This is a genomic window from Nitrospira sp. Ecomares 2.1 (genome assembly GCF_965152585.1).
In genome coordinates this window covers 2,584,189-2,606,287 of sequence record NZ_OZ224219.1, presented here as the reverse complement: position 1 = coordinate 2,606,287, position 22,099 = coordinate 2,584,189, and the positions used below count along the sequence as shown (strand labels likewise).

Sequence of the window (22,099 nt, the reverse complement as noted above, 5' to 3'; positions counted from 1 at the left end):
TTTTGATCATTTTAATTGTGGGGGAAATGCCTGCTGATAATGGAAAGCTTAACAAATAGGTGGAGACCGGGGAACCCCGGCAGCGGCTTATTCCCTTTGCTGCATCTTAAGATATACTGTATTATCGTCCTCCGCAATTTGTCATAATCAGGAACACATTTCCAGGAGAGCAGAATCTATGAGAATTTGGCCAGGTCGATCATACCCGCTTGGTGCCACATGGGACGGGCAGGGAGTCAATTTTGCGCTGTTCTCCGAAAATGCGACTGGTGTGGATCTTTGTCTGTTTGACGATGAACTTCAGGATCGGGAAACCCATCTGATTCCTATTGAGGAACGAACGGATCAAGTCTGGCATGTATATTTACCTGAGGTGCGTCCCGGTCAACTCTATGGATACCGGGTGCATGGGCCTTATGATCCTGGGGCTGGGCACCGGTTTAATCCTGCCAAGCTTCTCATCGATCCTTATGCGAAGTCCTTGACGGGGGTCGTGCGATGGTCCGATTCCATGTTTGGCTACCGTCTTGGAGATCCGGCAGGTGATCTCTCCATCGATGATCGCAACAATGCGGCAAACATTCCAAAAGGGGTAGTTGTCGACCAGGCCTTTAGCTGGGGAGGCGACCAACTTCTGAATACTCCCTGGGAGCAGACTGTGATCTATGAAGTCCACGTCAAGGGCATGACGATGCGGCATCCGGACGTTCCTGAATCATTGCGGGGAACCTATGCGGGTTTGGCGTCTCCGCCGATTATTGAATATTTGCAATCGCTCGGAATTACCGCTGTGGAATTGTTGCCGGTCCAACATTTTGTGAATGATCTCTATCTGAAGGAAAAGGGTCTCACCAATTATTGGGGGTACAACTCCATTGGGTATTTTGCCCCGGACATCCGGTATTCGGCTTTTCCCGGGGGAGGAGAAAAGGTTGACGAGTTCAAGTCCATGGTCAGAAAACTTCATAGTGCCGGCATCGAGGTCATCCTCGATGTGGTCTATAACCATACGGGAGAAGGAAATCATTTCGGACCGACCCTATCATTCCGTGGTATTGATAACGCCTCATATTATCGCGTGTCTCCGGACAATCCACGCTATTACATGGATTACACCGGCTGTGGAAATACGCTGAATGTCCGACATCCACGGACCTTACAGCTGATTATGGACAGCTTGCGGTATTGGGTGATCGATATGCATGTGGATGGTTTCCGTTTTGATCTGGCATCCGCACTGGCACGAGAGTTACATGATGTGGATCGACTCAGTGCCTTTTTTGACATCATTCACCAGGATCCCGTGTTGTCGCAGGTGAAGCTGATCGCGGAACCCTGGGATCTGGGAGAAGGCGGCTATCAGGTGGGAAATTTCCCACCTGGGTGGACGGAGTGGAATGGAAAGTACCGCGATTCTATACGTCGGTATTGGAAGGGGGATGGTGGATTACTTGGGGAAGTTGCCAATCGTTGGTCCGGTAGCAGCGATCTTTATGGAGAAAGCGGGCGGCAGCCCTATGCCAGTATCAATTTTGTGACAGCCCATGACGGATTTACCCTCCAGGATTTAGTGTCTTATGACCACAAGCATAATGAAGACAATCAGGAGGGAAATCGGGATGGGACCGATGACAATGATAGTTGGAATTGTGGCGTTGAAGGTCCGACCGATGATCCCGCGATTCAGGAATTACGTGATCGACAGGTCCGGAATTTTTTCGCCACCCTGTTGTTATCTCAGGGAGTGCCGATGATCTGTGGTGGAGATGAATTGGGTCGCACACAGCAGGGCAATAACAATGCCTATTGCCAGGATAACGAGTTAAGTTGGGTGAATTGGAACCTGACGCGATCCCAACTCGGATTGCTGGACTTTGTGAAACTGCTCATTGACATAAAAAAAACCCATCCGGTGTTTCAACGCCGGAGGTTTTTCCAAGGGCGCCGGGTCGAGGACTCAGAAGTGAAGGATATTGCCTGGTTCGGATCCCATGGAAAAGAAATGTCTCATGAAGATTGGCAAATGGGGCTGCGAACCTTGGGGATCCGGTTAGCAGGGGATGCCATTGTGGAGAAAGATAGTCAGGGGCGGCCCATTGTAGATGAGACGTTTCTCGTATTATTAAACGCCCATCATGAGGATGTGGATTTTATTCTTCCTGCTCATACCAAGTCGGTGCGGTGGGAGTTGGAATTTGACACGGCTGTGCCTGTTGACAAGAAAAGTCCTAAGCATACGAAATTGCTGAAAGGAGGCCAACCCTACCATTTAATCTCTCGTGGGCTTGCCTTGTTCCGAACTCCGAAATCCTGACCAAAGTCTCCATTGCCACCCATCACTGGGACCGATGGAGGAATAAGGATGGTGCCGAACCGAATCACCCACCATGCCCTCATCTGGGCAGGTAGTTTTAGGTCATGTCCGGAGACATGAGCGTTTTAGCGGGACAGTACCTTTGCATCAATCCGTTAGACAACAAATTTTTTGCTGCGCTCAACAATGCCAGTGACCGCTTCCTTGGCATCATCCGCAAATTCTCCGGCCCGTTCGCTGGCATCTTCCATCATGTTCTTTAACTGACGACGTGTTCGTGATCCTGACTGGGGAGCCATTAACAGACCCAGTCCCGTTCCGAGAACCACTCCGACCATTAATGAAAGTCCAGCGAGTAAGACATATCGAGTGTCGTTATCCATGTAAGATATCCTCCATTGTTTGAAGGTCAGTGAGTAATGGGTATGTGGTTGTCAAAAATCAATATTCCAATCGTCCACTAAACTGGTGGAGTCTGCAGTAAGAGGATCTCACGCTCGGCTTGAAGCCAATCCTCCCAATCACTGCCATGTTGGCCTCCGCGCCGGAGGTGAATTTCATAGGCGCGTTGGGCAATCCGTTCCCGCAATTCTTCGGATAGAGCCATAGAGGGACCTGGATAGGAGGTCTGGGGATTCTGGTGTTTAGTCTGAGACATCGCTGGGCCTTTGGTGGTAGGTGATGCTACAGATTTTCCGCTGGTTTTTGAGGCCGTCTTGCCTGCAGTGGGCGTTTTTTTTGTGGTTGACGTTTTCTTCTTGACTGGTTTTTCGTCTGGTGTTTTAGGGGGCATGATTCGGTTCTCAGCTCCTATACTTGTCTGAATTTAGAGGAACCCCAATATGACTCATATTATAGGTTATTGTACCGGATATAGGGCTCTTCGTCCAAGCTGCCTGGCTGGATGGAGTCATTCTGCATGGCCATTGCAGAGTTATGAAAAGAGGAAAAGGAGTTTTCCTGTGAGTGGGTGGAAATGTTCCCATGCCAAGGCCCAGGTGAGTGGTGAACGCGCAAAATTTTGATTTATGCGATCTGTTTATTTGGTAGTTAACAAAGAGGTTTGTAGAAGACACAAGATGGATCTTCCCTTACAATGGTTAAACGCAAGGAAAACGTAGGTTTGTGAATGGAAGATACTCAAAGGGTTGAGAGAGATTTTCTCACTAATAGCCATCAAAAAATATTTTTTGAGTAACAACGATGAATAACCATGAATTTGCCACGAAGCCGATTTGGCAGTTAGGTCAGCAGTATGGCATTGGATCCGTTTATCATGATGGATTAGGTGTTGAGCGACAGGTCACGGTGCCTCATCTCAGGAAAGTACTGGAAAGTATGGGGGTGAAGGCCTCATCGAAACAGGAAATTCGTGACTCCCTTTCTCATGCGGAATCACAATCCTGGACACAGGTTATTGACCCAGTGGTGGTGCGGTATCCTTCTGATTCCCCGTTCGAATTACCTCTGTCTCTTCCTCTTGATGATATCAGTTTGGAGAAGGTATCCCTCACTGTCCAGGTGACGGATGAGAAGGGGGGCTGTCGGCACCTAACACTGCGAGGTGCCGGTGGTGAGGTGAAAGCTGAGAAGGCAATCCAAGGAGTTAAATATGTCCAGGTGCATTTCCCTCTTTCGGGAAAATTTCCGCTCGGATACTTCCGTCTGTCGGTCCGTGTGAAGTTTGATTCTAAACGAACAATTGAGGCCCACACGCTACTCATTGTGGCACCCAGGAAATGTTATCTTCCATCTTCGCCTAAGCGGCCTTGGGGAATTTCTCTGCAACTCTATGGCTTACGATCCCGAAAGAATTGGGGGATTGGAGATTTTCGAGATTTAGGGGACGTCATGAAAGTGGCAGGGGCTCGTTGGGGGGTGGCCACCATCGGGGTTAATCCTCTGCATATCCCGGCGTCAGGATTAACAAGCCCCTATTCCCCTTCCAGCCGCCTTTTCTGGAGTCCCATGTATTTGAATCTGGAAGGCGTGGACGAATGGCGGACTTCGACTGGTCTTCGCCAAAAAGCCAAGGGTGCAAAATTTCAGAATACCCTCCAACAGCTTCGGGAGAGTCCACTGGTCGATTATGCAGCCGTAGGGAAATTGAAATGGACAGTCCTTGAGGAATTATTTCGAGTCTTTCGACGGCATCATCTCCAGCCTAAAACCCTCACGGCACGTGGGAGGGCGTTTACCAGATTTGTGTCCGGCTTCCACCCGCATCTGACAATGTTTTGCACGTTTCAGGTCTTGACTGAACATCTGGAAACGGTGGCTTGGCGTACCTGGCCGAAAGCCTTTCAGCATCCCCAGTCTCCTGATGTGGAAGTTTTTCAACGATCCTATGCCACTCGCGTACAATTTTATCAATATGTTCAATGGCTGTGTGAGTTGCAATTACAGCAACTTGATCATGTCGCGAAGAAACATTCGTTGTCTCTCCGGCTGTATCACGATCTACCGGTTGGCATTCATCCGGATGGAGCCGACGCCTGGGTCTTTCAAGATCAGCTTGCATCGGACATCACCGTCGGTGCGCCGCCGGACTCCTTTAATCTCAATGGACAAAGTTGGGGACTGGTCGTTCCCAATCCCGTTCGATTGCGGCAAGACGGTTATCGATTTTTTAGGGAAACCTTACGGCAAAACATGCGACATGGAGGAGTCCTCCGGATCGACCATGCTCTGGGCTTGTTTCGGATGTTCTGGGTTCCCCAAGGCGGAACAGGTAAGGATGGCGTCTATGTCAGAACCTATGTGGATGAAATTTTGGCGATCCTGGCTTTAGAAAGTGTGCGACGAAAGGTGATGGTGGTTGGGGAAGATCTTGGTGCGGTCACTCCTGCCATTCGAGAAAAATTAGATGCGGCCGGACTTCTATCCTATCGCCTGCTATTTTTTGAACGAGAGAACGGAGGAGCTATGATCCCGCCACATGCCTATCCTGAGCAGGCGCTTGTGGCCGCCACGACACATGACCTCCCTACCCTTAAAGGTTTTTGGGCTGGACAAGATATCCTCATTAGGCAGGAAGCGGGTGTATACCTCAGGAAAATGGATATCGAGCAAGATCAGCGAGGGCGTGCTGCTGATCGGAAACGGTTATGGGAGGCTTTACATCGTGAGGGCCTCTGTTCTGCCGAGGCGATGCCCTCTAGCCTTTCGGTCGACATGATTCAAGTCCTGTACCGGTATTTAGCCAGGACACCTTCCCGCCTGCTTATCGTGCAGCTTGAAGATCTGTTGGCAGAAATTGATACACCTAATCTGCCTGGAGCACCGGACTCAGTCTATCCTTCGTGGCGGGTTCGGATTGGTCGAGACTTGACTGCCTGGCTGAAAGATCCGGCCATCCTGCGTTTTGCTCGGGCTATGCAACGCGAGCGAAGGAAGGGTGGAGGTACGCATCGGATGTCCAGGGAAACGGTTTCATGAACTCTTCCCTTTTAAGGATGGCCAGTCAGGTTGTATACCCAATTGAATCAAATGGGGTATCTCGCCCGAATGTCAGTTGCGTGATGTCTAAGAGGGGACTATGATCAACGATTGTCAAATATTCCCATGACCATCGAATCTGGTTGGGAAAACACGGTATTTCCTCTAAGTAGGGCGATCAGGAAGAGAGGGCGATCCTTCATATGCAAGAGAAAAAACTGACGATGGCCGGATGGGTGGATGGCTTAGCCGAGGCGGTTACTGCGAGCCTGGCCCAAATAGTTGCCTATCTACCCACTTTGATTTTGGCCTGTATGTTGTTGGGTCTCGGCTATGTGCTGGCCAGGCTGGTGTCTGTCGTGGTGACCCGCTTGCTGCAATTGATGGGGTTTGACCGGTTGCTGAGTCGAACCGCCGTGCAAACCTTGTTGGAACGATCTGGAACCAAGCAGAAAAGTTCCGAAATATTAGGGATGATTGGTTTTTGGATTATTTTCCTGGTCTTTCTCATTCAAGCGTCTGACACTCTGAGTTTAACGATGGTCTCGGATGCGTTGACGAGTATTGCCTACTATATTCCCAAAGTCGGTATTGCCGTGTTGGTGCTGGTTTTGGGTTTGATCGCCGCGAACTTTGTCCGTGAATTGATTACCATGACGTGTAGCTCGGCAGGGATTACCCACGGGACGATGGTGGCCCAGGCGGTCTATGTGGCCGTGGTCCTGTTGATCGTGGTGACGGCCATTGATGCACTCGGGATTAATACAGAATTATTGAACAATACCATTGTTATCTTATTGGCGGGATTGATCGGAGGTGCAGCGTTGTCGTTTGGGTTGGGGTCACGAACTGCCGTGGCCAATCTCATTGCTGCTCATTATTTGGGATCAATGGTTCGGGTGGGCATGACCGTAAAAATCGGGGAGAACCAGGGAACCGTGGTTGCGGTGACACCCATCTCGGTCGTGTTAGAAACCAGGGATGGACGAGTCATTGTTCCTGCTACCCAGGTCACCGAATCAACAGCCGTCATCACCCATACTGAGCATTAGCCTATGGAACTCGAACATCGGCTGACTCTTGGGTATCTGCAGGCCCATCCCGTGGAAGCGGCTCGTCATTTGGAATCCCTCGATCCTCATGAATCGGCTTCGCTCCTGGAGGCCTTGCCCGGCGAAGAAATCGCTGGTGTGTTAGAGCATTGTTTGCCGGTGTCCACTGCCAAAATAATCGAAGAGCTTTCGAAAGATCTCGGAGCGGGTGTCTTAAGCGCCATGAATGCCACATCTGCTATCGGGGTTCTTCGGCAATTTGAGGAACCTGTTCGCCAGGACATATTAGACCGGTTGGATAATCCGATGGGGGCTACCCTTCGCCGTGCCTTGCGGTATTCACCCAACACGGCCGGAAGCTTAGCGGATCCTCAGGTGTTCACGCTTCCACCTGATATTGCCGTCGAGGAGGCTATAGACCGTATTCGTACCTATGGCCAGAAAGCCATGTACTATGTCTATGTCATCGATCGCGATAGCAAATTGGAAGGTGTCCTCACATTGAGGCAACTGCTCATTGACCGGTCTGATCATTTAGTCGGAACATTAATGGAGACCCAGATCACCACGTTATCAGCAGAGGCCAATCTGGAAGAAATTCTCAAACATTCTGAGTGGAGCCGGTTTCATACATTGCCGGTGGTGGATCGATGGGGAACCTTTTTTGGCGCCTTGCGATATCGAATGTTACGCAGGATTGAGAAAGATGTCGGAGGCAAGGCCCCATTGGGTTCGGTGAGTGATTCGCTCATGCAACTTTGGGAAGTGTATTCGTTAACCGGCATTCGTTTAATGACCGATGTCGCGGAAACCCTGCAAGAACGGAACAAAATGGGGTGAGGGATCTGACCACGCAGAGCGGCACAAAGGTTCGGGGAAGAGGTCATCTTCTCAACGAGGCATTTTTTCAGAACCATCATGAGGAAGCCGCACGTATTCTGGAAGGGTATCCGGTGGAGGATATTCTGCGAGTCTTGCAAGGAACGAGCCCGAAAAATGCCGCGAATCTACTAGCCTGTATCACTCCTCCCGTCGCCGCGGATACGTTGGCGATCATGCCCACCGATCTCCTGAAGCAGGTTGTGCCGCATCTTTCGCCGTCATTGGCTGCCTCCTTGTTTCAACGATTGGACGACGATTTGCAACGGGCGATTCTTTTCCGAGTCCCTGAACGGTATGCACAGGAAATCCGGTCCTATATGACTTACCCGGAGGAATCCGTCGGTCGTATTATGGATCCAAAATTTTTTGTGTTACAGGAGGAAAGCACGGTTCGGGAAGCCATGGTCCAGGTGCGGATCAGGGCGCAAAAGGATGTTCACGATGTCTATGTCATTGATCGAACTCAAAAGCTTGTGGGCCGGATTTCCGTTCGTGACTTACTGCTGGTGGATCCCGAAGAAAAATTGCAGTCGGTCATGGTTCAGGATCTTCCCACCATTCATCCTTTGGAGTCACGTGAAGAGATTGTCGAACTCTTTGGTGAACGTCATTTTTTTACGATTCCCGTTGTGGATTTGGACAAACGGCTGTTAGGCGTTGTCCGAAACGAAGCCATTATTAAAGCCAGTCAGGAAGATGCGAGTGCGGACCTACTCACGATGGTGGGGGCGAATAAGGATGAGCGTGCGCTTTCCCCTGTATGGTTTTCTGTCCGAAAACGATTGCCGTGGTTGCAGCTCAACCTGTTAACGGCATTTGCGGCTGCCTTTGTGGTGGGAATGTTCGAAGGAACGATTGCCAAATTTACGGCCCTGGCCGTCCTGCTTCCGGTTGTCGCCGGGCAATCAGGCAATACCGGGGCTCAATCTCTCGCTGTAGTCATTCGCGGGTTGGCTTTACGGGATATCCGACCATCCCAATGGCTCCGGGTCAGTGGAAAAGAAGTCTATGTCGCATTTTTAAATGGGCTGGCCGTCTCTGCCACAGCCTGTTTCGCCGTGGGCTTATGGAGCCGGTCGCTGGGCATGGTCTTCATCATCGGATTGTCCATGATTATTTCGATGGTCATTGCCGGGTTATCCGGCGCGATCATTCCCATCGCTTTGAAGGCACTCAAACAGGATCCGGCGCAATCCTCCTCCATTGTGTTAACGACGATCACCGATGTGGTTGGGTTTTTTAGTTTCTTAGGGCTTGCCACCTTGCTTTCAAGTTTGTTGGAAACTTGATCATTGATCGGTTGGGGGCGGTGTCCGCTTCATCTCTGCTCCACCACTCCCATTCCGCCTCGGGAGGGGCTTTTCATTCCAGGAAAACTTCTGATTGCCTACTCATTAATGGTAGGGTAGTATCGTTTTTTCGCTCATTTTTATCTTAATCATTGAGGAGAGGAGGCTTTATGGAATCATCCAAGACGTCTAAAACGGATCGAGTGGGAACATTGGATCAAGATATTTCTCGAATTCGTAAGCAGTTAGAGATCATAAAAAGATTTCTGATAGATGAGCCTTCTCCCGCATCCTTGAACGAATTTGATTCGACCACGGAAGACATTCTCGCCGATGCATTCGGAAGTTCTTCCCCGCTATTAGATACGTATGACTATGCTCAACTTGGGGAGGCAGCGGGGCTCATGAATCTTCCAGAAGGAGCGCCGGAAGGCACCACCCATCAATCCCAACGCGAAACGGTCCGGCAACGTCAGCGAGTTCTGGAAAGCGGTATTGCCGATCTTGAGGCCAGGAGGGCCTCTCTCTCACAGGAATCCAGGAAACGGAAAGGTTCCGGTCCAAACGTTGCGGACTATATGGCAAAAACTGTTCGATCTGTATCGCTTGATGCCACCTTGCAGGAAGTCGGACAATGCTTGCAAAAATGGAAAATCGGTTCCGTATTGGTTCAAAATGGGGATGAGTTCTTGGGATATATCACTGAAACAGAATTGACTCGAGAGGTTGTTGCATCCGGAACAGACCCCGTGACAACTACGGTGAAGACCTGCATGCGTGAACCGTTAGTCACCATTGAGACCAGTGATCCAATTGTGGAAGCTGTGCGCCTGATGAAAGAAAAAGCGACACGCCATCTTGCGGTCACAGAAAGTAACCGGATCGTCGGGGTCGTCTCCGTTTCGGATATTATCCGGTATTATTCCGGGGTTAAATAATCGTTGCTTGAGTAGAGACTCTCCCTCGCCTTCTAACCTCTGGTTGCGATGCTCTCCTATTCGGGGAAACACATGCTTTTTTGCCGTCGTGTTCCTTGAGGAGGGCGTCACCCTCATTTGAAAAAATCTTCGATCCGCTCATATAAAAAAAGCTTGAGGATGGGGATGGCATACAGTGAAGAGGGTGTAAGAATAAATTACCTGATGGATTATTGGGGACATTCGGGGAATTTCCCCATCGCAGATTCTATTCCGGGAATGCAGTACAGGCATCTAGAACTAGTCATGGGGATGAAAATGGGCAATAAAAAGAGGAAGGTGAGGGGTCATTGGTTCCGACAGGTCTTTAGTCCGGCCTTGGCGATGTGGATCGGTTGTGCCGGTGTTTTTGCCATGAGTATCGGAATGGAGGGAACTCTGGGGTGGGCGGGCGAACCATCAGAGTCGGCCATAGAACGAACGGAGGAAAGGACCGTAAAGCAAGGAGGATTCGAAGACGTGGCTCAGGCGGTGACCCCGTCTGTGGTCAATATCACCGCAACCATTGATATTGTTGATTCTCGGGGTGGAGGCGTGCCACTCCCGTTTAGAGGTTTTGGTGAGGGCCAACCGCCACCGGGTATTCGCAAACGTCAAAAGGGTTCAGGGTCAGGAGTCATCTTGTCTTCCGACGGATATATTGTGACCAATAATCATGTAATTGCCGAAAGCCGTGATCTCCTTGTCACTCTTCCAGATGCGCGTGAATTTTCAGCCAAGGTGGTTGGTGCGGATCCGGAAACAGATTTGGCGGTTATTAAAATTCAGGCTGAAAACCTTCCAGTGATTTCATGGGGAAATTCCTCCTCGTTAGCTGTTGGCCAATATGTACTGGCTGTTGGCAACCCGTTTGGTCTGAATTCAACTGTGACGCTTGGTATCGTCAGCGCTCTTGATCGAGGAGGCATGGGGTTAGCCCGCTTTGAAGATTTCATTCAGACCGATGCGGCAATTAACCCTGGAAATTCCGGTGGAGCGTTGGTGAACACACGGGGAGAATTAGTTGGTATTAATACGGCAATAGCCTCCCAAAATGGAGGGTATCAGGGGGTGGGGTTCGCTGTGCCTTCTTCATTGGCAAGACCTGTGTTAGACGAATTGATTACTAATGGAAAGATTGTCCGAGGATATTTAGGTCTGGGGGTGCAGGAAATGACGATGGAGTTGGCTCCGTGGTTTGGCCTGAAAAACAGTGAAGGTGCTCTAGTAACCGATGTGGTTCCTGGTGGGCCGGCAGATAAAGCCGGCATACACAGAGGAGAGGTGATTCTCCAGTACCAGGGGAAACACGTGAAAGATGGACAGATGCTATTGGAGGGAGTGACACGTGCCAATATTGGAGAACAGATCGAATTGGGTATTATGGAGAATGGAAAAGAGCGTAAGGTAAGAATAATCATCCGTGAGCAACCACCGATCCCTCAGGTGCGGCGTGTTCGAACGCCTCGGGTGGAGCATCCGCTTGCCGGTGTGGAAGTGGCCGATGTGGATGAGGCGGCCATTCAGGAGTATGAGTTGAGTCCTGCAACCAAGGGAGCTGTGGTCTCATTCCTCGAAGAAGGGTGTGCTGCTGAATTGGCTGGGATCATAGAAGGCGATGTGATTATTGAATTGAATAAGCATCCCGTGGAATCCGTCAGAGAGTATTCCTCCTGGTATAAACGGTTGAAGAACGAAAAGGTTGTACTGATTGTGCTTGTTCGAGCCTCCCGTCATTTGTATGTGCTGGTGAAATCCTCCTGAGGGAGCCAGTGTGAGTCGGGTTTGCGGCGTTCTACAAATTCTTTACCACAGCTTTAGTTTGACGATTACACGTTTTGAGCGATGCGTCCTGATTTTTCAAGCAACCGTAGATGTTTGAAGGGTCCCGGTTGAAAATTAGGGCAAGAGATCAAAATGGAGCGATCAAGTCGGTAAACTCGAAGTCGAAAAAAAACAAGACGGTATATTCGTTGAAGTAGGTTGACCCTTGGAACCATGGCGTAGAGCGAGTAAATTGTCCCGTTGCCGATTCGTAAATATCCAGACGGAATCGGGTATATCCTGACACTTTTTGGGAAGCGTATATCGCTATCTCTGGCAAGGCAATTGGGACGAGAGAACTCTGTATTGGAGGTAACCCGAACAAGGAGGACCGTTGTTCTGTCCCAAAGGCCTGGACAAGAATGTGGATCCGGTACTTTGCTTTAGCTGGATCTATGACGATTTTCAACCCTCCTTCTCCCAGCCAACCCCCAACCGCACCCTTGAAAAACTCTTGTGCAACAGCCAATCCTTGTTCAACGCTCAATCCAGAGATATCGAGACTTACTGTATCTCCAGAGGTTAAGGGAATGGGCATGGTGTTCTCTCCATGCAGGCTGCGCTCTACAGCCTGAGCCATGAGAAATTGTTGGACTGCCGTTGGCGATGCAGGTGGTGGAATTGCGTTCATGGCGCCGCAGCCGGTCAGTATTCCCACTAACAGGAGAACTTGTAGAATATCGATCATGGACCTATTCCACTGACGTCCTTCGGTTAACCTAACCACTTTCACCTCTTTTTTTGATAAGGTCCGGTAATGCGTGAGTGAACTTGAAAGAGAACTGACGTTTAATCCGGCCTCGTTAGTTTAAGGGACAGATCCTATGGGATCATGTATTGAGCCGATTTCTTGTGTAGCGTCAGATTGAATGGACGAATTCGGATTTGTGGCATTTGCAGCGGACATCTCTGTGTATTTGATGACCCGAAGCAACGGGGGGTCGTTCACAAAAGGTTCATATTGCCTCACGTCCAATGTTACCAAATCACGCTCTTTGATGAGGAGGTCAATTTCCTGAACCTGTTGTTGAAAGGTTGCTAAAACGGTTCCGTTCTGGGTGGTAATTGTGACCAGTAATCGATTCTGTTCGCGTTGTTTGTGTATCACCGATCCTTCAAGTGGATGCAGGGATTCATTCAAAAAAGTTGGAAAATAGGGGTCCAGATACCGGGAGGCTAACAGTGGACCACTTAAGCCGAGGCCTAACCCAAGAAAAAAAACCGCCGCCGGCATGACCCATGATTTCATGGTTTCTGCTCCGTGCTTGGAGGTTCCTCTTTCCGGATTTGTTGGTCCGTTGGGGAAGTATGCGGTTCTGTGCTTGGAGGTTCCCCTTCCCGGGATTCCTGCTCCGTTGGGATCGGTTTCTGCTGTCCACGAATAAATGTTTCCAGGCGACTGAGGGCATCGGCGGTCATATCGCGAGCTCCTTTTGTCGCATGTTCGGATTTTTCGCTGAGGTCTTCCATTTGACGACGGAGATCGCGAATCCCCCCGCCCGTTCGCTGAAACGCCAGAATTGCAATCACTAACGCGACGACAGCAATGAGTAATGTGATCACTTCCATGATGTCCTCCTTGTCGTTCTCAAAACGACTTCACCGATCAATGAAAAAGTCTTTGATGGATTGCGACCGAACCCTTTCTGATTCTGACATACTTAAAGGATGAAAGATAAGGTGAATGATCTGGTTTCTCAAAATCTCACCGTCTCTCTGATGTCTGTGAGCGGAAATTTTTGGGAAACTTGAAATACTCTGTTTTGGATCTATATTTATGGCTTTAGCTCTAACCGCCGCCTGTCGATAGCCTACACCATCGAGCTAGGATGATTACACCACATCTACCTGGCGAGGTAACAATTCTCCTCTCATGCATGAAGGGAGATCGCAGTTGAATTTGTAGTCATCTGGCCTTAGCATCTTAATCCCATTTGAATGATCGTTCCCTGGGAAAAGTATAAGCCCTCAGGACTTTTCCCATAGATCTGCACGCCATTCGAGAAGGTGCAAACCCGTAAACTTTGAAATAATTGAGATGCGAACCGGTGTTGAATACCATGGTCGATCCCGATACCGAGGAACGTTCCGTAGGGGGGAGCCCATTTTGTAATAAAATATTGGGACTGACGAATGGTGAACTCGATTTCCACCTCGGTGGGCTGAGCAATCTTGAAACGCCGCCTATCCATGCTCAAGACGGTGTGGCCACGGCTAATGTAAGAATAGACCAGCTTTTGCTTTAGTGATTCATTAAGGATTTTCCTATGTCTGCGAACTCAGGTCTTGGCAGAGGAAATGCCCTTCGCTGTGGCCATTGAAGTAGATGAGTTGTATTTCTGCAGTCGTAGAAGAGGAAGCATGGACGAGGGGCTGTTGGGAAAATTCCGGCCTTTGGTATTTTGAAATGTGGGTGGCTTGTCTATAATCCAATCATTCCCGATACCAAAGCTACAATGTCTCGGTATTAGGGGAAATGGGGATGCCGCGCATAGTCGTGTCTCTTCCCCTACCCATCGAAACCTTTAGCTTGAGGGCCATGCACTACCAATCGACGCAGTTTTCCGAACGTAATAATTATTCGGTGCTTTGCGGTGTTTTAGTGAATGGCTTCTGTGATCAATGGACCCATGAAAAAACTTTGAACGATGGGATGACGGTGACGAGTGTATAGGGCCTTATGGCAATTCGATAAGGTGATTCAGAATGGGAAGAGTTCGGTCTGTCCGGTATAGATAGGGGAATGCACTGTTGGAGGTAAGAGAAAGGAAACATGATGTCTATGGCAAAAAGATTGAGGGTGCTTCTGGTGGTTTTGACCGTGATCTTCACGGGAATGGGAACCAAGTCTGGGCTTGCCGAGGAAATTCGGCCTTTACCCTCCATTCTCAGTGATGTGGAAAGACACATTGGAGAGTTGACCATCAACCTGGATGACATCAGAAAACGGATAGATTTTTTGCAGAATCTCCCTGTCACACATGATCCAGTCATTCAGGAATTACGAGCCCTTGATCTTCAAGGATGGACACTGCACCGGGAACAATGGGAACTGCAACTGGAACATTTGCGATTTGTGGAGACCATGCTAAGAAAAGTGCAGGGAATTTCCGGTGAACCGCATGAGTTAAGGGCTGCCTGGCGCCTCCATGAAGGCCAGTACCGGACGAGCCTTGAAGGCTATCGCCGACAACGGGATACGATCGAAGAACGCCGCCTGATCACAGAAGGGCGCATGTTTGAGCGGTACCTCCCATGAGCGAACGTCATGCCACCAAGCACATGCCTGTGTGGCGGGACCTGGTTTTCATAGGGCTCCTCGGTTCCGGAATATTCATGGCCGGATGTACGTCCGTCAACACGCTTCTTCTCACTTCCCAGACGTTTCCACCCAAAGCCTCATGGCAGGAAGTTGAAATTTTAATTCGGGAGCCCTCCTGTGCTCATATCGACATTGCACAATTGAGTATGGAAGGTAGTGGGTCGGGCAGTTATGCCACCGAGCAGACCGATATTCTTAAAAAGGCGGCTTCATTAGGCGGTGATGCGGTCGTGTTTACCAAATCTGAAAAATATTTGGAGCATGGAGTCAGCTACCAAAGCCCCATGATGATGGGAGGACCCTGGGGTATGGGAAGTTATGGGTATCCTGGTTGGGGTTACGGAATGGGTTACGGTAGAGGCATGGCGATTCCCTACAATTATACTGTCACGTCACTAACCGGAATCGCTATACGATATACGAATTATGCGCAGACTAAATGCTAATGTCTTGAGAAGATAATTCCAGAAATGTTAGTTTCCTGGCCCTGATGGGGCTCAATCCGGAATAGAAACAACGGCAAATAAAGCATTGCCAACCCGTTGATATGGGCACAATCATACTCAGTAATTTGGAAAATAATTGTCGTAGCATTGAGGGAGCGATATCGTGAACAAGTTTGAGGCTCTTACCTATTACATGTCCACATTAAGGATGCCATGTAACCTCCCTATTGTATTTTTTTTCATGGCATCAACTGTGGCCTGATATATTTTGGATTCCGATGAGTCATCAATTCGATTTTGATCTCTTATGCATCGGCAGCGGCCCGGCAGGCCAACGGGCTGCGATCCAAGCCGCTAAGTTCAGGAAGCGGGTGGGAGTGGTTGAACGTCGGCAGTGCGCGGGGGGGGTATGCATAGAACTCGGAACCATTCCCAGCAAAACCCTACGCGAGGCCGTGTTATCCTTCATGGCTACCAACCATCCGTTTGTCCAACAGACAAGAAATCGGGAACGGCACCGTCCCACAGCGGAACAACTCTTTTCCCGTGTGCAATTTGTCCGCAACCGGGAAGTCGATGTCGTGGAGGACCAGCTTTGGAGGAATGATATCGAACTCATTTCCGGCGAAGCCGCCTTTACAGATGCCCATACCCTCATTATTCACACAGAACAGGGAACGAAAACGGTCACTGCTGAGAATATTCTGCTTGCCGTCGGAACCCTAGCCGCTCCGCCGCCTGGTACCGGCGTGGATGGTGAAATCATTGTTACCAGTGATGAGATGGCTCACCTCACATCTCTGCCCAAACGATTAGTGGTTGTCGGAGGGGGCGTCATCGGTATGGAGTATGCCTCCATGTTTGCCGCACTCGAAATCGACGTAACCGTGGTGGACAAACGAGAGCATTTACTGGAATTCCTCGACAATGAAATCGTTGAGGAACTCATTCATCAAATGAGAAACCGGGATGTGACCTTCCGATTGGGAGAAACCGTGGGCGCATTGACCATCGCTGAAGGCCCGCCCAAACAAGCGGTGATCCAACTGGAGTCCGGGAAGCGCCTCGTGTCCGACATGGTTTTGTATTCCGCCGGGAGAATCGGCGCAACCGACCGATTGAATTTGGCTGGAGCGGGTTTGACCGCGGATGCTCGGGGGCGCCTCGCGGTTGATCAAGATTTTCGAACCCAGGTCCCCCATATTTTTGCCGCCGGGGACGTGATTGGGTTTCCCAGTCTCGCCTCAACCTCTGCCGCGCAGGGCCGACGGGCGGCTTGCCATGCCTTTGGAGTCAGTGCCGGTGCGATGGATACCCACTTTCCCTTCGGCATCTACGCCATTCCGGAGATTTCTATGATCGGCGCGCATGAACATGAGCTGACAGAGAAAAAAATCCCTTATGAAACCGGTGTGGCCCGCTATAAGGAAATCGCCCGTGGACAAATTATGGGGGATGACAATGGTTTGCTCAAGATGTTGTTTCACCGGGAGACCCGGAAGCTTCTCGGCGTCCATGTGATCGGTACGGGTGCCACGGAACTCATCCATATCGGGCAAGCGGTACTGGAATTAGGGGGTGGGCTGGACTATTTTCTTGACCGCGTCTTCAATTATCCGACACTGGCCGAATGTTACAAGGTGGCCGCCTTAAATGCCTTTAATAAACTTTCACAAATAGGTTAGGGTCTTGAGTCGACCAGAAATTGAAGTCGACAATGATATTCAGAAAATCCACCAAAGCAAGATCAATGCCTTTTTTATGATTCCTGAAAAAGGAATCAGGAAAACCTTTTAAATCCCACATTTTCACCCGACTGAAGATTTCTCTCACATTTCCTGTCCAACAGCCTAAGCCGCCGCTCCGAATTCTTCATGATTGGCGGTTCAAAACTCTCTAAAGGATGAGATGGCTACGACTTGACACACATATCGTGTGCGCATCTTGCCAAGGCTCAGGCGGATGTCGAGGCCATCCAATTTGTTAGGTATTTTGCTATTCGCTAATTCAATTTGATAAGTATTTCCCTGTTTATTATTTCCCTAGAGGACGCGAGAGGAGGTGTTTTGGTTGGAAGATGGTATCTCTCTTGGGTCAGCAAAGCATCAATGATGAAAAATTGAAAGGCTTTTAATAGAGTGTACGCATGAACCAACTTGTCCTTATTGCCCTCCGAAGGCCTTTAACCTTCGTCGTTCTTGCCATCTTAATCGTGATATTCGGGACCAAGTCGGTGCTCCAAACGCCGACCGATGTCTTTCCGAATATCAGGATTCCCGTCATCTCCGTCGTCTGGTCCTATGCAGGCTTGCTGCCGAGTGATGTGTCCGGTCGTATCACCTTTTACTTTGAACGGGCCTTGACCTCGACCGTCGAGGGCATCAAGAAGATTGACAGCAAGTCCTATTTCGGCATCAGCATCATTAATATTTTTCTTCAGGAGGGAGTCAACCTTGCCGGGGCCGAAGCCGAGGTTGCGGCGATTGCGCAGACTGTCGTGAAAGCGCTGCCACCAGATATTTCCCCACCAATGATCATGCGTCTGGAAGCGTCCTCCGTGCCGGTCGCGATGCTGCAGGTCACCTCAGACACATTGACACCCGCAGAACTCTATAACCTTGCCTTTACCCAAATACGTCCCCTTCTTGTGACGATTCCCGGGGCCATCTTGCCTCATCCATATGGGGGACAACCGAAACAGCTTCTGGTCTCGCTTGATCAGCAGAAATTACTCGCCCGTAACCTTACCCCAGCAGATATTTTCCATGCTTTCGACAGGCAGAACAAAGTGCTGCCGGCGGGCGACCAAAAGATTAAGGCCACCGACTGGATGGTCCAGACAAACGCGATGCCGTTGCAGGTCGAGGATTTTAACGATATTCCGATCAAGAGAGAGGGAAATGCCTTCATTTATATGCGTGATGTGGCCAACGTGACCCTCGCCGGCCCCCCACAAACGAATGCCGTGCTGGTGGAAGGCAAACAGGCCGTCACCCTCGTCGTCATGAAGAGCGGGGAGGCTTCGACGTTGGAGGTGGTCGATGGGGTCAAGAAGGCGATTCCTCGCATTGAAAAGATCGTGCCCAAGGGCGTAGAGGTAAAAATTCTCAACGACGCCTCGCTGTTCGTGAAGGAATCGATCGCAGATGTGGTGAAAGAAATGGCGACGGCTTCCGCGCTGGTGGCTCTCATCGTCCTGATGTTGCTGGGCTCATGGCGGCCGACGGTGATTATCGCCACCTCGATCCCGCTCTCCATCCTGTCCGCACTCATCTGCTTAAACTTAGCAGGAGAGTCGCTGAATCTCATGACGTTAGGCGGATTGGCTCTGGCCGTCGGCATCCTCGTCGACGACGCGACGGTGATGATTGAGAATATCGATACACATATTGCCATGGGCAAACCCCTTGAGGAGGCGATTGTGGACGCCGCCAACCAGATTATCGTCCCAACGTTGGTGGCAACGTTAAGCATCGCGATCGTCTGGCTCCCGCTCTTTGAACTCAGCGGCGTATCCGGCTGGCTGTTTGCACCAATGGCAAAGGCGGTCATTTTCGCCATGCTCTCATCGTTCATCTTGTCGCGTACGCTGGTGCCAACCATGGCAAAATATATCCTCGCGGATCACCACGCGCCGCAGGCCACTGAAGCTGGGGGAGGAGGCGAACCGGCAAAACCCCAAAGCTTCTTCGTCCGCTTCCAGCAGGGTTTCGAACGCGGATTTGACCGGTTCCGTGAGCGCTATAATGCCCGTCTCGAACAGGTAATCCTCCATCGTCGCACCTTCGTCGCCATCTCTCTCGCCCTCGCGCTTGCCTCCCTTAGCCTGTTTTTCATCAACGGGCGGGATTTCTTCCCTGAGGTCAAGTCGGGGACGATGCAAATGCATATGAGGGCACCGCTTGGTACGCGTATTGAGGTCTCCAGCCGTCTCAGTTCCCTTGTTTCGAAAGACATCGCGCAAATGCTTCCCGGGCAGGTTGAAGGGGTCGTCAGCAATTGCGGCCTGCCGGTCGGACCGCATAATCTCGCTTTTATTCCGACGCCGACGATCGGGTCGCAGGATTGCGACCTGACGATCGACCTGAAAAATGAAAAGTCACCGGTTTGGGACTATCGGCGTATTCTCCGCAAAGGTCTCAGTGAGCGGTATCCGGGAACCGAATTCACATTTCAGCCGGCTGATCTGACCGCCAAAATTCTCAATTTTGGCTCGCCTGCGCCGATCGATGTGCAGATTAATGGGATGGAGATGTACGCCAACTACGAGTTCGCACGAAAATTGGCAGGAGAGCTTCGCAAGATTCCCGGCGCCAGGGACGTGACGATACAGCAGACGATGCGCACGCCGACCCTTTTCGTTGAAGGCCAACGCACGTTCGGTCTCGGCACAAACCTGAGCGAGGGGGAAATCGCCGACAATCTGCTGCTGTCCACCTCGGGTAGTCAACAGATTGACCAGCAATATTGGCTTAATCACAAAACGGGTATCTCCTATCAGATCAACATTTATACGCCCCAGCCTCAGCTCACGAGCATCAAAAATCTCTTGACGGTCCCTGTCGATCAGAACAATCTCGACTCGTCGCAAGATGACGTACAACTACTCGGCAATGTGACGACGCATTCAATGATTGGAACGCCAGGCCTGATTTCGCACGCGAACATTATGCCGCTGTTTAATATCTACGTGTCTGCCGAAGGGCGCGATCTCGGAGGTGTTCTGGCGGATGTCGAGAAGACTGCCAAAAATCTGGAGGATGAGTTGCCACGCAGTGCAGCACTTGAAATTCATGGGCAGGCCGAAACCATGTATGAGGCGTATGTCGAGTTGATTGTCGGTCTCATCTTTGCCGTCGTGCTGGTGTATCTCCTGATCGTTGTCAACTTTCAATCCTGGCTGGACCCCTTTATCATTATTACCGCATTGCCCGGGGCTTTGGCGGGTATTGCATGGGCATTATTCCTGACCCATACGAATATTTCCGTGCCTGCGCTGACGGGGGCCATTATGACGATGGGCACAGCAACCGCCAATTCGATTCTTATCGTATCTTACGCCCGCGAACGGCTCGAAATGCACGGAGACGCGATGCTGGCGGCTGTCGAAGCCGGGAAAGCCCGTATCCGTCCGGTGCTGATGACGGCATCGGCCATGATCATCGGCATGTTGCCGATGTCGATGGGCAATTCCCCCAATGCGCCGTTGGGTCGGGCTGTCATCGGCGGTCTGATTGTCGCGACCGTGTTCACCTTGTTTTTCGTGCCTTGCGTGTATGCCATCATCTACAACAGGCGAGGGGCTCGCCAAAAGGACCATGGATAATATGAAGATCCTGCGTGGAAGAGGCCTTGTGATCTTCGCAATTCTGCTGAGCCTTCTATACATGGTCTATCGAATCTATGCACACAACAGCGGCGCCGCTACGCTGCGCGAGGAGACACTTGCAGACGCCGTTCCAATCGTGGCCATCATCAATCCCAAACCCTTACCACCAACCCAGACCATTACTCTACCAGGCAATATTCAAGGTTGGTTTGAGGCGCCGATCTACGCGCAGGTCTCGGGCTATGTGAAAATGTGGTACACGGATTACGGAGCGAAGGTGAAGAAAGGCGACATTCTGGCCAAAATCAACGCGCCGGCTCTTGACGCTCAATATCGGCAGGCCAAGGCGGATCTGGCGTCCGAGCGCGCCTTATATGGTCTTGCCAAATTGACAGCAAAACGTTATCTGGCGCTCCGCCAAAAACATTCCGTCTCCGAACAGTCGATTTCAGTAAAAGTGGCAGAGGCGAACGCCCAAGCGGCAAGGGTCAATGCAGCGGAGCAGAATGTCAAAAATTTTGAGGCGCTGATTCGGTTTAAGACCATCGTGGCGCCCTTCGATGGTGTGGTGATTGATCGCAACATCAATGTCGGTGACTATGTTAATAAAGAAGGCACGATCAGTTCTCCCACTGCGATCAGCAACCTCTTTACTGTCGCCGACGTCAGCAAGGTGCGCCTCTTTATCTCTGTGCCGGAATCTTTTGGTGCATTCCTCAAACCAGGTCTGACTGCTGAAGTAACCGTGCCGCAATTACCCAGTCGTCGTTTTACTGCCAAATTCCTTACCGTGGCAGGTGGATTCAATGTGAGCACACGCACCGCTGTTACCGAATTCGTGCTTGACAACGAAGATAGGGCTCTCTGGCCTGGCTCATATGCCAAGGTAAGTCTCACGACGCCTGTTCATTCGGATTTTCTCACAATTCCAACCAGCGCGATGGTGTTCCAGGAGAATGGCACCGAAGTAGCCGTGTTGACGGATGAGGATCGCATTCACTTTAAATCGATCGCCGTGGGAAAAATCCTCGACGCCACGGTTGAGGTCACAGAGGGGATTACCTCCACCGACCGCATTGTGAATAATCCCAGTGCGGCATTGCTCGAAAACGAAAAAGTGCGCATCGTCACACCAGCAGCTGGTTATGACCGCCTCAACACCGATGGCCCTGCGGCAAAGGAGGTTTCTGTGCCGATGGACAATCCTGCGCCAACGGAGGCGGCGGCCTCAACGGAATAATTTCCAC

At 50.5% G+C, this 22,099-nt stretch carries 19 protein-coding genes; 14 read left to right on the top strand and 5 right to left on the bottom strand.

What is annotated here, in order from left to right; translation table 11 throughout:
• Nucleotides 1–178 precede the first annotated feature (178 nt).
• Nucleotides 179–2,314 carry a glycogen debranching protein GlgX gene (gene glgX / locus ACWHYD_RS11400; protein WP_447962159.1) on the top strand — a complete coding sequence of 712 codons (2,136 nt, stop codon included), beginning with the start codon at nucleotides 179–181 and terminating at the stop codon, nucleotides 2,312–2,314.
• Nucleotides 2,315–2,469: 155 nt separating this feature from the next.
• Here the strand turns inward: glgX and ACWHYD_RS11395 are convergent, their stop codons facing one another.
• Together ACWHYD_RS11395 and ACWHYD_RS11390 are read right to left on the bottom strand one after the other, a co-directional pair.
• Nucleotides 2,470–2,697, bottom strand: a complete 228-nt coding sequence (locus ACWHYD_RS11395) for a YtxH domain-containing protein (protein ID WP_342347738.1) — start codon at nucleotides 2,695–2,697, stop codon at nucleotides 2,470–2,472.
• 77 nt (nucleotides 2,698–2,774) lie between these two features.
• A complete protein-coding gene (locus ACWHYD_RS11390; protein ID WP_447962158.1) occupies nucleotides 2,775–3,107 on the bottom strand; it encodes a DUF2934 domain-containing protein in 333 nt (110 codons plus the stop codon).
• 410 nt (nucleotides 3,108–3,517) lie between these two features.
• On the opposite strand from ACWHYD_RS11390, the gene malQ reads away from it, so the two are divergent.
• From malQ to ACWHYD_RS11360, 6 genes are all read left to right on the top strand, one after another.
• A complete protein-coding gene (gene malQ, locus ACWHYD_RS11385; RefSeq protein ID WP_447962157.1) occupies nucleotides 3,518–5,752 on the top strand; it encodes a 4-alpha-glucanotransferase in 2,235 nt (744 codons plus the stop codon).
• Nucleotides 5,753–5,955: 203 nt separating this feature from the next.
• The gene (locus ACWHYD_RS11380) at nucleotides 5,956–6,804 is read left to right on the top strand and encodes a mechanosensitive ion channel family protein (protein WP_447962156.1); all 849 of its coding nucleotides are present in this window, start codon (nucleotides 5,956–5,958) and stop codon (nucleotides 6,802–6,804) included.
• Between the two features lie 3 nt (nucleotides 6,805–6,807).
• Nucleotides 6,808–7,644: a magnesium transporter MgtE N-terminal domain-containing protein gene (locus ACWHYD_RS11375; RefSeq protein WP_447962155.1), complete on the top strand. Its 837-nt coding sequence runs from the start codon at nucleotides 6,808–6,810 to the stop codon at nucleotides 7,642–7,644.
• Nucleotides 7,641–8,975, top strand: a complete 1,335-nt coding sequence (gene mgtE, locus ACWHYD_RS11370) for a magnesium transporter (RefSeq protein WP_447962154.1) — start codon at nucleotides 7,641–7,643, stop codon at nucleotides 8,973–8,975. The genes ACWHYD_RS11375 and mgtE overlap by 4 nt, the downstream gene beginning before the upstream one ends.
• A gap of 170 nt (nucleotides 8,976–9,145) precedes the next feature.
• Complete coding sequence (locus ACWHYD_RS11365; RefSeq protein WP_447962153.1) at nucleotides 9,146–9,913, top strand: CBS domain-containing protein; 768 nt, start codon at nucleotides 9,146–9,148, stop codon at nucleotides 9,911–9,913.
• Between the two features lie 318 nt (nucleotides 9,914–10,231).
• Nucleotides 10,232–11,695 (top strand): Do family serine endopeptidase, encoded by a 1,464-nt coding sequence (locus ACWHYD_RS11360; protein WP_447962152.1) that lies wholly within the window; start codon nucleotides 10,232–10,234, stop codon nucleotides 11,693–11,695.
• Between the two features lie 148 nt (nucleotides 11,696–11,843).
• Here the strand turns inward: ACWHYD_RS11360 and ACWHYD_RS11355 are convergent, their stop codons facing one another.
• The 3 genes from ACWHYD_RS11355 to ACWHYD_RS11345 form a co-directional block, all read right to left on the bottom strand.
• Nucleotides 11,844–12,443: a hypothetical protein gene (locus ACWHYD_RS11355; protein ID WP_447962151.1), complete on the bottom strand. Its 600-nt coding sequence runs from the start codon at nucleotides 12,441–12,443 to the stop codon at nucleotides 11,844–11,846.
• 120 nt (nucleotides 12,444–12,563) lie between these two features.
• Nucleotides 12,564–13,004, bottom strand: coding sequence for a hypothetical protein (locus tag ACWHYD_RS11350; protein WP_447962150.1), 441 nt, complete (start codon nucleotides 13,002–13,004; stop codon nucleotides 12,564–12,566).
• The gene (locus ACWHYD_RS11345; RefSeq protein WP_447962149.1) at nucleotides 13,001–13,324 is read right to left on the bottom strand and encodes a hypothetical protein; all 324 of its coding nucleotides are present in this window, start codon (nucleotides 13,322–13,324) and stop codon (nucleotides 13,001–13,003) included. Before ACWHYD_RS11345 ends, ACWHYD_RS11350 begins: the two co-directional genes overlap by 4 nt.
• A gap of 479 nt (nucleotides 13,325–13,803) precedes the next feature.
• On the opposite strand from ACWHYD_RS11345, the gene ACWHYD_RS11340 reads away from it, so the two are divergent.
• The 7 genes from ACWHYD_RS11340 to ACWHYD_RS11310 all read left to right on the top strand — a co-directional run bounded on the left by ACWHYD_RS11340 (nucleotide 13,804) and on the right by ACWHYD_RS11310 (nucleotide 22,092).
• A complete protein-coding gene (locus ACWHYD_RS11340; protein WP_447962148.1) occupies nucleotides 13,804–14,001 on the top strand; it encodes a hypothetical protein in 198 nt (65 codons plus the stop codon).
• A gap of 236 nt (nucleotides 14,002–14,237) precedes the next feature.
• The gene (locus tag ACWHYD_RS11335; RefSeq protein WP_447962147.1) at nucleotides 14,238–14,429 is read left to right on the top strand and encodes a hypothetical protein; all 192 of its coding nucleotides are present in this window, start codon (nucleotides 14,238–14,240) and stop codon (nucleotides 14,427–14,429) included.
• 108 nt (nucleotides 14,430–14,537) lie between these two features.
• The gene (locus tag ACWHYD_RS11330; protein WP_447962146.1) at nucleotides 14,538–15,014 is read left to right on the top strand and encodes a hypothetical protein; all 477 of its coding nucleotides are present in this window, start codon (nucleotides 14,538–14,540) and stop codon (nucleotides 15,012–15,014) included.
• Nucleotides 15,011–15,523, top strand: coding sequence for a hypothetical protein (locus ACWHYD_RS11325; RefSeq protein WP_447962145.1), 513 nt, complete (start codon nucleotides 15,011–15,013; stop codon nucleotides 15,521–15,523). The genes ACWHYD_RS11330 and ACWHYD_RS11325 overlap by 4 nt, the downstream gene beginning before the upstream one ends.
• 278 nt (nucleotides 15,524–15,801) lie before the next feature.
• On the top strand, nucleotides 15,802–17,208 hold the full coding sequence (gene sthA, locus ACWHYD_RS11320) for a Si-specific NAD(P)(+) transhydrogenase (protein ID WP_447962144.1): 1,407 nt from the start codon (nucleotides 15,802–15,804) through the stop codon (nucleotides 17,206–17,208).
• Between the two features lie 461 nt (nucleotides 17,209–17,669).
• Nucleotides 17,670–20,849: an efflux RND transporter permease subunit gene (locus tag ACWHYD_RS11315; RefSeq protein WP_447962143.1), complete on the top strand. Its 3,180-nt coding sequence runs from the start codon at nucleotides 17,670–17,672 to the stop codon at nucleotides 20,847–20,849.
• The gene (locus tag ACWHYD_RS11310; protein WP_447962142.1) at nucleotides 20,842–22,092 is read left to right on the top strand and encodes an efflux RND transporter periplasmic adaptor subunit; all 1,251 of its coding nucleotides are present in this window, start codon (nucleotides 20,842–20,844) and stop codon (nucleotides 22,090–22,092) included. The genes ACWHYD_RS11315 and ACWHYD_RS11310 overlap by 8 nt, the downstream gene beginning before the upstream one ends.
• Nucleotides 22,093–22,099 lie beyond the last annotated feature (7 nt).